Origin of the sequence: Streptomyces sp. NPDC001914 (assembly GCF_042891215.1) — a bacterium.
GTDB lineage: Bacteria > Actinomycetota > Actinomycetes > Streptomycetales > Streptomycetaceae > Streptomyces.
Genome location: NZ_JBIASW010000008.1, coordinates 456,093 through 468,027 on the forward strand (window position 1 = coordinate 456,093; position 11,935 = coordinate 468,027).

8 protein-coding genes and 1 pseudogene are annotated in these 11,935 nt (G+C 72.6%); 6 read left to right on the top strand and 3 right to left on the bottom strand.

The window, feature by feature from the left end:
• Positions 1 to 155: 155 nt before the first annotated feature.
• Positions 156 to 2,882: a DNA polymerase I gene (gene polA / locus ACFYYF_RS24700; protein WP_388779165.1), complete on the top strand. Its 2,727-nt coding sequence runs from the start codon at positions 156 to 158 to the stop codon at positions 2,880 to 2,882.
• 209 nt (positions 2,883 to 3,091) lie between these two features.
• Positions 3,092 to 3,826 (top strand): hypothetical protein, encoded by a 735-nt coding sequence (locus tag ACFYYF_RS24705; protein ID WP_388779168.1) that lies wholly within the window; start codon positions 3,092 to 3,094, stop codon positions 3,824 to 3,826.
• On the opposite strand, the gene ACFYYF_RS24710 is transcribed toward ACFYYF_RS24705, so the two are convergent.
• Positions 3,747 to 4,601 carry a DUF4184 family protein gene (locus ACFYYF_RS24710; protein ID WP_388779222.1) on the bottom strand — a complete coding sequence of 285 codons (855 nt, stop codon included), beginning with the start codon at positions 4,599 to 4,601 and terminating at the stop codon, positions 3,747 to 3,749. The genes ACFYYF_RS24705 and ACFYYF_RS24710 overlap by 80 nt on opposite strands.
• Positions 4,602 to 4,842: 241 nt before the next feature.
• On the opposite strand from ACFYYF_RS24710, the gene ACFYYF_RS24715 reads away from it, so the two are divergent.
• The 3 genes from ACFYYF_RS24715 to ACFYYF_RS24725 all read left to right on the top strand — a co-directional run bounded on the left by ACFYYF_RS24715 (position 4,843) and on the right by ACFYYF_RS24725 (position 7,879).
• Complete coding sequence (locus tag ACFYYF_RS24715) at positions 4,843 to 6,561, top strand: lytic transglycosylase domain-containing protein (RefSeq protein ID WP_388779171.1); 1,719 nt, start codon at positions 4,843 to 4,845, stop codon at positions 6,559 to 6,561.
• A 165-nt stretch (positions 6,562 to 6,726) separates the two neighbouring features.
• Positions 6,727 to 6,861 (top strand): SPW_0924 family protein, encoded by a 135-nt coding sequence (locus tag ACFYYF_RS24720; protein ID WP_361695378.1) that lies wholly within the window; start codon positions 6,727 to 6,729, stop codon positions 6,859 to 6,861.
• Between the two features lie 25 nt (positions 6,862 to 6,886).
• A complete protein-coding gene (locus ACFYYF_RS24725; protein WP_388779173.1) occupies positions 6,887 to 7,879 on the top strand; it encodes a DUF3068 domain-containing protein in 993 nt (330 codons plus the stop codon).
• Here ACFYYF_RS24725 and ACFYYF_RS24730 read toward each other — a convergent pair.
• Entirely contained in the window at positions 7,869 to 10,556 is a 2,688-nt protein-coding gene (locus ACFYYF_RS24730) for an ATP-dependent RNA helicase (protein WP_388779176.1), read from the bottom strand. The two genes, ACFYYF_RS24725 and ACFYYF_RS24730, sit on opposite strands and share 11 nt — an antisense overlap.
• Positions 10,557 to 10,591: 35 nt before the next feature.
• Positions 10,592 to 11,452, bottom strand: coding sequence for a class I SAM-dependent methyltransferase (locus ACFYYF_RS24735; RefSeq protein ID WP_388779179.1), 861 nt, complete (start codon positions 11,450 to 11,452; stop codon positions 10,592 to 10,594).
• A gap of 320 nt (positions 11,453 to 11,772) precedes the next feature.
• Between ACFYYF_RS24735 and rpsA the strand changes: the two are divergent.
• A pseudogene (gene rpsA, locus ACFYYF_RS24740) lies at positions 11,773 to 11,935 on the top strand (30S ribosomal protein S1); the annotation flags it as partial.

Genomic DNA, 11,935 nt, shown 5'->3' on the forward strand with positions numbered 1-11,935 from the left:
CGTGCGCACGTCGGTGTGCGTGTGTTCGTACCTCTTCGATCCTCGCACGCGCCACCGGCGGCGAAGGCCGTGGGTTGTGGGAATCCGGGGTGGGGAGGGGGTGCGGCGGGCCGGGAGGGCACTCGTTGTCAGCGGGCCGTGGCAGGATCGGGGGTGTGGCAGAGACAGCATCGAAGAAGACCGAGAAAACCGCTGGTGGCGGCCGTCCGCGCCTGATGCTCATGGACGGGCACTCGCTGGCCTACCGCGCGTTCTTCGCGCTGCCCGCGGAGAACTTCACGACCGCGACGGGGCAGCCGACGAACGCCATCTATGGTTTCGCGTCGATGCTGGCGAACACGCTGCGCGACGAGTCGCCCACGCATTTCGCGGTGGCGTTCGACGTATCGCGCAAGACCTGGCGTTCCGAGGAGTTCACCGAGTACAAGGCGAACAGGTCGAAGACCCCGGACGAGTTCAAGGGGCAGGTCGAGCTGATCGGCGAGCTGCTGGACGCGATGCACGCGCAGCGGTTCGCGGTGGACGGGTTCGAGGCCGACGACATCATCGCGACGCTCGCCACGCAGGCGGAGGCCGAGGGTTTCGAGGTGCTGATCGTCACGGGTGACCGTGACTCCTTCCAGCTCGTCTCGGAGCACACGACGGTGCTGTACCCGACGAAGGGTGTCTCGGAGCTGACCCGGTTCACTCCGGAGAAGGTCTTCGAGAAGTACGGGCTGACGCCGGCGCAGTATCCGGACTTCGCGGCGCTGCGCGGTGACCCGTCGGACAACCTGCCGGGCATTCCCGGTGTGGGGGAGAAGACGGCCGCGAAGTGGATCAACCAGTTCGGTTCGTTCGCGGAGCTGGTCGAGCGGGTCGAGGAGGTCAAGGGCAAGGCCGGGCAGAACCTGCGCGACCACCTGGAGGCGGTGAAGCTCAACCGCCGTCTCACGGAGATGGTCAAGGACGTCGAGCTGTCCCGGACGGTGGCGGACCTGGAGCGGGCCGCGTACGACCGTACGGCCGTGGCGATGGTCCTGGACACGCTGGAGATCCGTAACCCCTCGCTGCGTGAGCGGCTTCTCGCCGTGGATCCGGGGGGCGCGGAGGCCGAGGAGGCGCGGCCGGTCGCCGAGGGCGTCGAGATCGACGGGGTGGTGCTGGGCGCGGGTGAGTTGAAGCCGTGGCTGGCCGAGCACGGCGGCGACGTGCTGGGCGTGTCCACGGTCGACTCGTGGGCGCTGGGCGCGGGGTCGGTGGCCGAGGTGGCGCTCGCCACGGGTGCGGGGCCCGCGGTCTGGTTCGACCCGTCCCGGCTGGACGAGGCGGACGAGAACGCGTTCGCCGCGTGGCTCGCCGACCCCGACAGGCACAAGGTCATGCACAACGCCAAGGGCGTGATGCGGGTCTTCGCCGAGCACGGCTGGAGCATCGAGGGCGTGACCATGGACACGGCGCTCGCCGCGTATCTGGTCAAGCCGGGCCGCCGTTCCTTCGCGCTGGACGCGCTGTCCCTGGAGTATCTGGGCCGGGAGCTCGGGCCCGCCGCCGCGGCCGACGGACAGCTCGCGTTCGGTACGGACGAGCAGGCCGAGGCCGACGCGCTGATGGCGCAGGCCCGCACGATCCTCGATCTCGGGGAGGCGTTCGGGGAGAAGCTCCAGGAGGTCGGCGCGGCGGATCTGCTGCGGGACATGGAGCTGCCCACGTCCAGCCTGCTGGCGCGGCTGGAGCGGTACGGCATCGCGGCGGACCGGGCGCACCTGGAGACCATGGAGCAGACGTTCGCCGGAGCCGTGCAGCAGGCGGTGAAGGAGGCGCACGCGGCGGCCGGGCACGAGTTCAACCTCGGTTCGCCCAAGCAGCTCCAGGAAGTCCTCTTCGGCGAGCTGGCCCTGCCGAAGACGAAGAAGACGAAGACGGGCTACACGACGGACGCGGACGCGCTCGCCTGGCTGGCGGCGCAGACCGAGAACGAACTGCCCGTGATCATGCTGCGTCACCGTGAGCAGGCCAAGCTGCGGTCCACGGTCGAGGGTCTGATCAAGACGATCGCCGCGGACGGCCGTATCCACACGACGTTCAACCAGACGGTGGCGGCGACGGGCCGTCTGTCGTCGACCGACCCGAACCTGCAGAACATCCCGGTGCGCACGGACGAGGGCCGCGCGATCCGCCGCGGTTTCGTGGTCGGTGAGGGCTTCGAGTGCCTGATGACCGCGGACTACAGCCAGATCGAGCTGCGGGTGATGGCCCATCTGTCCGAGGACGAGGGTCTGCTGGAGGCGTTCACCTCCGGTGAGGACCTGCACACCACCGTCGCCTCCCAGGTGTTCTCGGTGGAGCGCTCCGCGGTGGACGCCGAGATGCGCCGCAAGATCAAGGCGATGTCGTACGGCCTCGCGTACGGTCTGTCGGCTTTCGGCCTGTCCCAGCAGCTCAACATCGAGGCGGGCGAGGCCCGTGGGCTGATGGACACCTACTTCGAGCGCTTCGGCGGTGTACGGGACTATCTGCGCCGCGCGGTCGACGAGGCCCGGGCCACGGGCTACACGGCGACGCTGTTCGGGCGCCGCCGCTATCTGCCCGATCTCAACAGCGACAACCGTCAGCGCCGTGAGGCGGCCGAGCGCATGGCCCTGAACGCGCCCATCCAGGGCACGGCCGCCGACATCGTGAAGATCGCGATGCTGAACGTGGACCGGGCGCTGCGCGAGGCGAAGCTGGAATCCCGCATGCTGCTCCAGGTCCATGACGAAATCGTTCTGGAGATCGCCCCCGGTGAGCGGGAGAGGACCGAGGAACTGCTGCGCCACGAGATGGCGTCCGCGGTCCGGCTCCAGGTCCCGCTGGACGTCTCCGTCGGCGTCGGCCGTGACTGGGAGTCGGCCGCGCACTAGCGCCGGGCGCTTCATCCGAGGGCCGCGGTTCCGCACCACCAGGTGCCGGACCCGCGGCCCTCGGGCGTTCTCGGCCGCGGTGCGGTTGGTTCAGGGTGCCCGTGCGGGCGGTTCGGGGTGCCGTGCGGGCTGCTCTGAGTCGTCGGGCTCGTCACTCGCGTGGCTCTCACAGGGCGCCCGGTGCGGGAGGGCGACGTAAGGATGCGGGCATGGGTATACGCACGCTGCACCGCCGTACGGCCATGGCCGCGACCGTGGTGGTCGCGACCGCGACGGTGGCCGCGGCCGTCGTCCCGGCGCTGCTCGCGCCGGTACCCGCGGTCGCGGCCGGAGCGGGCACCGGCCAGCTCCTGGGGTCCGCCGGCTCCTCCCGTGAGGAGGACTTCGAGGCCCGGCTGTCCCGCGATCTCCGGGCGGCGCTGTCCGCACGCCCGGGCACGGTCCTGGTGTCGGTGCGCGACGACGAGGGAGTCGGCCCGGCCCGTACGACGGCCGGGGACCTGCTGCGGCAGTGGCCGGCGGCGGTGTCCCGCGCCCGCTCGTTCCTGGGAGCCGGCGCGAGCCGCCTGCGGGAGTTCACACGGCTCGCTGACGGCCGGCCCCGCACCGCGTTCCGCGGGCTGTCGCGCGGCCTGGGGGCCCACATCTCGACCGGCCGGCTCCCCCGGGCGGCGAACGGCGGGCGGGTCCACGGCATCGGTTCCTTCACCGGCCCGGCCCGCAGCTACCGCGTGATCGTCCTGTCGTACGACCATCCGACGACGCCGTATCGCGCCCGTGTCGTCGAGCGGGTCGCCCGGGCGGTGCACCGGGGCCTCGGCCGGGGCCGCGGGCTGTTCCGGGGGCTCGCCGCGGGCGGGGCGGTCAGCGAGCGGCGGGTCGGCTCGGCTCCGGACGCGCCGCCTCAGGGCCGGGACGAGCCGGAGCGGGACGCCAGATCCTGACCGCGAGGACGTACAGGCACAGGCCGAGGACCAGTCCGGCGCCCCCGCCGAAGCACAGCGCGGGAATGAGTTCCCACGGCTTCGCGACGGATTTCCAGTACGCCCACCAGTGCACCGCCCGCTGCACCGCGGACGCGACCGTGAGACCGCCGATCACCGTCGCCGCCAGCCACCGGTCGGCGGTGGACAGGACGGGCACGGCGACGACGGGGCCGTCCGGGGCGCGGCGCAGCGCGAGCACCACGAACGTCACGATCACGAGGGCGGCGGCCGCCGAACTGCCGTACTGGACGTACCAGTAGAGCGGCGAGCCCGCGAGGGTGTGTCCGAGGACGGGGAAGAGCTCGACGCCCCACCGGTCGTGATGGGTGAACGCGTCCCACACGACGTGCGTCGTCGCTCCGAGGACCGCGGAGGCGTACCAGCGGAGAACGGCCGGCGCACGCACCGGCTCACGCGCGGCTCCACAGCGCACAAGCCGCGCCGTACGCCCCTGTCGTGCCGCGGGCAACAGCGCGACCAGTGGTTCGCGCAGCAGGAGCCAAGCACCCACCAGCGCCCATGCGACAACCACATCAACCGTGAACACGCCGGTGAACGTGTGGGTGAACGTCCCGAACTCCATCGCCCCGGGCACCACGCTCGCCGCGTAGTAGGTCATGTCGGGAGCGAAGGAGCCCGCCAGCAGAACGGCGGGAATCAATCGACCGCGGCCGTTTCCGTTCCCGCGGATCGCGGGCAGCACGGCGGCCGCGTGACTGAGAGTGAAGGGCAAATCGTCCCCCTGCGTCTCCTGTTGACCGGCTATGTGCGGCCGGTTGATCATCACAGGCCAGTATGCGGGACGGCGGCTCATGGCCAACTGGTGAATATCGGGCGCGAACAGGTCCCTGGGCGACGGAAGTTGTCGTAGGGTCACTTGGGTTGCCGTGCGGGGAGCACGGCCTGGAGACAGCGGCGGCGCGGGACTGAGGGGCGACGGGTCACGCCGGTCGTCCATGGGAGGGGTTCACTCGATGGCGGCGGAATTCGGCAGGAGGCTGCGCAAGGGCGCGGCAACCACTGCTGTGGCCGCGCTCGCGGTCGCGGCTCTGTCCGCCTCCCAGGGCCCGGGGGCCGTCACCGACGAGCCCGGCAGACAGTCGGCGGGTGCCGACCTCGGCCTGGACACCGACGGCACGGGCGACGACGGCACCGCGACCGGCAACGGGCGGTACTACACGGACCTGCCGCCGCTGCAGAGCCCCAACCCGGCGCCGACCACGGGCAGCGGCACACCGGCCGCGACGGGGGCCGCCGAGGCGGGCATCCCCGCGACCGTGCTGGCCGCCTACAAGCAGGCCGAGGCGTCGCTGCGCGAGTCCAAGCCGACCTGCAACCTGCCCTGGCAGCTCCTCGCCGCCATCGGCAAGGTCGAGTCGGGCCAGGCCCGCGGCGGCCGTGTCGACGCGAGCGGCACGACCCTGTCGCCCATCCTCGGCCCGGTCCTGAACGGCTACGGCTTCGCCAACATCAAGGACACCGACAACGGCGCCTTCGACGGCGACAGCACCTACGACCGCGCGGTCGGGCCCATGCAGTTCATCCCCTCCACCTGGGAGTGGGCGGGCCGTGACGGCAACGGCGACGGCAAGAAGGACCCGAACAACATCTACGACGCGGCGCTGGCCGCCGGGCACTACCTGTGCCGCGGCAACCGCGACATGGCGGTCCAGTCGCAGATGAACGCGGCGATCCTCAGCTACAACAACTCGACGGCGTACCTCAACACCGTCCTGTCGTGGCTGGAGTACTACCGCAAGGGCACGCACGAGGTGCCGGACGGCACCGGCACGCTGCCCTCGCACGAAAGCGACGAGCCGGCGACGTCGAGCCCGACTCCCACGCCCCCGCAGCCGTCCCCGCCGAGCAGCCCCCGGCCGGGCGGCCCCTCGACCCCCACGCCGACGCCTCCCGCCACCCCGACCCCGCCGGCCACACCGCCGCCGACGAGCCCGCCGACCCCCACGCCGACGCCCACCGAGACGGTGGACCACCTGACGAACGTGGGCGCGGGCAGGCTCACGGCGACCGCCGGGGACACGTTCGCGCAGAAGATCGCCGTGCGCACCGACGACAAGGCCGGCAAGGCCGTGGCGAAGGTCCGGGTGCGGTTCACCATCGTCGGCGACACCGACGCCACCTTCACCGGCGGCGAGAGCGTCGCCACCCAGGTCACCGACAAACTCGGCATGGCCACCGCGCCCGCGCTCGTGGCGGGGGAGAAGACGGGCGACTTCACCGTCCGCGTCACCGTCGTCGGCCGCGTCATGGCCGGCCTCGACTACGCGGCCAGCGTCACCGCGCGCCAGGCGGACACCCTGGCCCGCACCGGCGACACCGCGCTGACCTGCGTCCCGGGCGGAGAGTTCGCCGACCAGGTCGAGGTGAAGGCCACCTACAAGGGCGCGGTCGCGGGCAAGGTCGCCGCGACCGCGACCCTGGTCAAGTCCGCCGACGACACGGGCGAGAACGACAAGGGCCCCTACTTCAAGGACGCGGACGGCAAGACCGTACGCACCCTCGGCGCCCTGACCACCGACGCGGACGGCCTGCTCAAGCTCCCGAAGCTGTACGCCGACGACACCACCGGCACCTTCCTGCTCCGGATCACCACCACGGGCGGGGCGACCCTGACCGTGGAACTGACGGTGGCCGCCGCTCCCACCGCCTCCGCCACCGAACCCGCCTCCTAGAACCGCGCCGCCACCGCGCGGCCCGCGCTCGCCCCAGGGCGCCCTCCCGGCTCACGCCGCGAGGGCGCCCTGATCGTTGTGTGTGCAACGTGTTCTCATCTCGCCCCGCCGTTGCTACGGTGCCCGACCTGACGACGTATCAGCTCCTGGCCCCGGGAGGCCCGCATGCGTGCCCTCATCGCCGCCGCGACCGGTCTCGCCGCGGCACTCGCGCTGGTCCTGACCGTCACGGCCATGGGCTCGCCGGCCGGACACACCTCGCCGAAACCGCTGCTCACCACCGTTCCCAAGCACCCCTGACGCACGCACCGGGAGGGCCGTCGAGATGCGCCGCAAGGCAAGCCTGATCCTGCTCGCGCTCGCCGTGTTCTTCGCGGCGCTGTCCCCGCTGCTGCGCTGGTACGCCTTCCCGCGCCTGGCCAAGGTCCCCGCCGGCCAGTACCAGGACATGGTCCTGGAAGCGAAGGACGCGACCCTCCTCGACTACGGCACCATGCAGGCCAGGAAGGTCTCCAAGGTCACCGTCGTCCAGACCCTCAAGGGCGACGTCGAGGCCTCCGAGAGGATCGAGCGGACCGCCGGCCGCGACGTCGTCGTCTGGGACTCCCTCTCCTACGTCCAGGGCCCCGACGGGAAGATGGTCTCCAAGCTCCCCGAGCGCTACATCTTCGACGCGCACAGCCAGGAACCCGTCCACGCCACCGGCGAGTCCGTCGACGGCGACCCCGTCACCCGCCAGGGCATCGAGTTCAAGTGGCCCTTCAGGACCGAGAAACGGGACTACGAGTACTTCGACGCGCAGACCCGCACCTCGGCGCCCATCCACTACAAGCGCACCACGACCTTCCGGGGCGTCGAGGTCTACTACTTCGAGCAGACCATCCCCTGGACGAAGGTGAAGTTCCCCAAGATCATGCCCGTCCAGGGCGTCACCCCCGAATCCCTCGCCAAGACCGGCACCACCCGCTGGTACACCACCGTCCGCAAGTTCTGGGTCGAACCGGTCACCGGAGCGCCCGTCTTCGGCGAGGAGATCCACAAGGAGGAACTGCGCGGCGGCACCCTCCTGGGCGGCCGCGACAAGGTGACCGCCTTCTCCGGGGACGTGAGGATGCGCGAGGACTACATCCGGCACACCGTCGACCTCGTCAAGTCCAACCGCACCCTCGTCCTGATGATGACCTCCTACCTCCCCTGGGGTTTCCTGCTCCTCGGCGCGGCCCTGCTGTCCCTCTCGCTGTATCTGGAGGCCCGCGGACGCAGGCCCGGCGACCCCACGCCCGCCCCCGCCGCCGACCCCGAGCCCGTCAGCGCCTGAGCCGCGCGTTCGTGTACCTCGTCGCCTCGGCGGTCGCCGGGTCCTCGGGCCACGGGTGCTTGGGGTAGCGGCCCCGCAGCTCGGCCCGTACGCCCTTGTAGCCGTCTTTCCAGAAGGACGCGAGATCGGCGGTCACCGCGGCCGGACGGCCCGCCGGAGACAGGAGATGCACGAGGACGGGCACACCGGCCACCTCGGGGGACGCCTGGAGCCCGAACATCTCCTGCAGCTTCACGGCGAGCACCGGCTGCGCCGGGTCGGTGTAGTCCACGCGGATCCTCGACCCGCTCGGCACCTCGATCCGCTCGGGCGCGAGCTCGTCGAGCCGGGCCGCCTCCCCCGTGGCCCAGGGCAGCAGCCGGTTCAGCGCCTGCCCGGCGTCGATCCGCGCCAGGTCCGCCCGCCGCCGGGCGCGGCTCAGTTCCGGCTCCAGCCACTCGCTCACGCGCGCGTGGAGGGCTTCCGCGGAGACGTCCGGCCACGGGTCGCCGAGCCGCAGGCGCAGGAACGCGAGCCGCCGGCGCAGCACCTCGGCGTCCGGCGACCACCGCAGCAGACCGAAACCCTCCTCCCGCAGCCCTTGGAGCAGCGCCTCCCGTACGAGGCCGGGGTCCGCGTCGCGCAGCGGCCGATCGGCCAGCTCGATCGCCCCCAGCCGCTCCACCCGCCGGGCGACGACGTCACCCCCGGCCCAGTGGACCTCCTCGCCCTCGTCGTACAGGCCGGCGGCGGCGCGCCGTGCCGTCGGCTCGTCGATCACCGCCGCGAGCCGCACGCGCGCGTGCCCCCTGCCGACGGGACGGTCGGCGACGGCGACCGCGAGCCAGGGCGCACCGCGCAGGACGGAACCCTCACCGGCGTCGGCGCGGGTCCCGCCGACCATGAGGTGGGAGCCGCCCCTCAGCTGCGCGACCCGCTCGGGGAACGCCAGCGCGGCGACGAGCCCGGCGACCCGGTCGTCCCCGGGCTCCTCCCCTCCGGCGCGCACGCCCGGAGGGGAGGAAGGGGAAGAGGGAGAAGAAGAGGGCGGAGAAGGGGAAGAGGCAGGGGACGCCGAAGGGACGGTGGGGGAGCCCGCGGGGGAGGGCCGACCGGGAGAGCCCGCGTCCGGGGCCGACGTCGGGCCGGGTGCGGAGGCCGGGGCGACGTCCGGAGCGGCGGCGGGGGCGAGGCCGGCCGCCGAGGAGCGCAGACGGCGGGACTCGGCGCGCCAGCGGGCCGCGTAGGCGTCGCCGCCGCGCCGGGCGGTGCGCCAGGCCGCGGCCAGGTCGTCGCCGTACTCGCGCGGGGGCTCCTCGCTCAGCAGGGCCACCACGTCCGCCGCCCGCGCCGCGCCCACCAGCGGGGCCGCGTCCAGCAGGGCGCGCGCCAGCCGGGGGTGCAGGCCGAGACGGGACATGCGCACACCGCGTTCCGTGGCCCGCCCCGCGGCGTCGACCGCGCCCACGGCCGACAGCACGGCCCGCGCCGCCGCCATCGCCCCGCCCGGCGGCGGATCCAGCAGGGCCAGCCCGGTCGCCCCGGGATCGCCCCAGCAGGCCGCCTGGAGCGCGAACGCCGTCAGGTCGGCCACCTTGATCTCGGGTTCCGGGAACCGCGTCAGACGGCCGTCCTCCGCCTCCGCCCAGCAGCGGTAGACCGTGCCCGGCGCCTCACGGCCGGCGCGCCCCGCCCGCTGCCGCCCGGCCGCCTGCGAGGCCCGTACGGTCGCCAGGGCGCTCAGCCCGCGCGCGTGGTCCACCCGCGGCTCCCGCGCGAGCCCCGAGTCCACGACCACCCGCACTCCCGGAACCGTCAGCGACGACTCCGCGACCGAGGTCGCGAGGACCACCCGGCGCCGCGCGCCGGCCGTGAGCACCGCGTCCTGCACGGCCGCCGGAGCCCGCCCGTGCACCTGGAGGACGTCGACGTCCCCGATACCGCCGAGCTGCCCGGCCACCCGCGCGATCTCCCCGACCCCGGGAAGGAAGCACAGGAGGTCACCCGGGCGCTCGGCCAGCGCCCGCCGGACCGTGGACGCCACATGCGTCAGCAGGGCCGGATCCACCCGCATCCCGTGCGGGGGGCGTACGGGGCGCGCGGGCGGCGCCCACACCGTCTCGACCGGATACGAGACCCCCTGCGCCTCGACGACCGGCGCGTCGCCCAGCAGCCGGGCCCAGCCCCCGGCGTCCGTCGTCGCGGACGCGGCGACCAGCCGCAGCTCGGGACGGAGCGCGGCCCGCACGTCCAGCAGGAAGGCGGCCACCGTGTCGGCGTCCAGATGCCGCTCGTGACACTCGTCGAGCACGACCACGTCGACGCCCGCGAGTTCCTGGTCGCGCTGGAGCCGCTGGAGCAGGACCCCGGTCGTGATGACCTCCACGCGCGCGTGCGGACCGACCACGCGTTCCCCGCGCACCGTGAAGCCGACGCTCTCCCCGGTCTTCTCACCCAGCAGCCACGCCATTCGCCGGGCGGCCGCACGGGCCGCGATCCGGCGCGGCTCGGCCACCACCACCCGGCGCGCCGGGCGCCCGTCGTCCAGGAGACCGGCCAGGGCGAGCGGCACCAGCGTCGTCTTGCCGGTGCCGGGCGGCGCCACCAGCACCGCGGCGCCGTTCCCCTCCAGGGCGTCGTCCACGGCGGGCAGAGCGCCGCGCACGGGCAGCGCGTCCAGGGCTTCGTAACGGATCACGACCCCAGTCTCGTACGAGCGCCGACGGGTGTACGTCAGTCCCGTTCGCAGACGAAGATCGCCGTGCCCGGGATGAGGTTGCCGCGCAGCGGGGACCAGCCGCCCCACTCCTGGGTGTTCCAGGCGGGCCACTCGGGCTCGACGACGTCGACCAGGCGGAAACCGCCGGCCACCACGTCACGCACCCGGTCGCCGAACGTCCTGTGGTGCTCGACGTAGACCGCGCGGCCCTCCTCGTCCTGCTCCACGTACGGGGTGCGGTCGAAGTAGGACGCGGCCACCGACAGGCCCTCGGGGCCCGGTTCGTCGGGGAACGCCCAGCGGACCGGGTGCGTGACGGAGAAGACGAAACGGCCGCCGGGGCGCAGCACCCGGTGGACCTCCCTCAGCACCAGTACCGGATCGGCGACGAAGGGCAGCGCGCCGTACGCCGAGCACGCGAGGTCGAAGGATCCGTCCGCGAAGGGCAGCGCGCTCGCGTCCGCCTCCACGAGGGGCACGGCGCCCCCGATGCGCAGCGCGTGCTGGAGCTGGCGGTGGGAGAGGTCCAGGGCGACCGGGCGCGCGCCCTGTCCGGCCAGCCAGCGCGAGCACTGCGCCGCGCCGGCACCGATCTCCAGGACGTCCTTGTCCTTGAGGTCCTCCGCGGGGCCCAGCAGCTCGGCCTCCACCTCGTCGAGACCCTCGGGGCACCACACGAACCGGTCGTCGCCGAGGAACGTGCCGTGCTCGATCTGGTAGTCGTCCGCGTTCCGGTCCCACCAGCCCCGATTCGCCCGGGAACTCTCGATGAGATCCGCGTCACGCCGGGTGGCTTCCGGTTCGAACGGTTCGGGCTCTTGGATGATCGGCTCCCTCGTCGTACTCTTCCGTCCAACCCGTCTCGGGCGTGTCACGACAGAGGCGTCCTACTGCCTGCGTGGCCTTGTGAGACAGGTCTTGTGCCGGGATTGCGGCGATCCGCCCCGGGTGTGCGCCTTCGCGCATTGACCCTGCCCGGCTGCCCCCGTATGCTACAAGTTGCGCTGCGGGCCTGCGCTCCTCAGACATAGCAGGCTGTGCTCGCATCTGTATGTATGTCCCCTCGGTTCTCGAGGCGCCTTCCGGCTTGGCCGGGTCGGGCGCTTCCTTGGCTGTCCGGCTTCTACAGGGCGAAACGGGCTCCCGGCGTAAGCAGTACCTACGACTCACTGTCCGTACCGGAGCCCTTTCCCACATGACGAGCAGCACCGAGACCACCGCCACCACCCCGCAGGTTGCGGTCAACGACATCGGTAACGAGGAAGCCTTCCTCGCCGCGATCGACGAGACGATCAAGTACTTCAACGACGGCGACATCGTCGACGGCGTCATCGTGAAGGTCGACCGGGACGAGGTCC

Bases quoted from the DNA above. Each gene is read 5' to 3' on its own strand.
- ACFYYF_RS24715 (WP_388779171.1), top strand. From the start codon at position 4,843: ATGGCGGCGGAATTCGGCAGGAGGCTGCGCAAGGGCGCGGCAACCACT.
- ACFYYF_RS24705 (WP_388779168.1), top strand. From the start codon at position 3,092: ATGGGTATACGCACGCTGCACCGCCGTACGGCCATGGCCGCGACCGTG.
- ACFYYF_RS24720 (WP_361695378.1), top strand. From the start codon at position 6,727: ATGCGTGCCCTCATCGCCGCCGCGACCGGTCTCGCCGCGGCACTCGCG.
- ACFYYF_RS24725 (WP_388779173.1), top strand. From the start codon at position 6,887: ATGCGCCGCAAGGCAAGCCTGATCCTGCTCGCGCTCGCCGTGTTCTTC.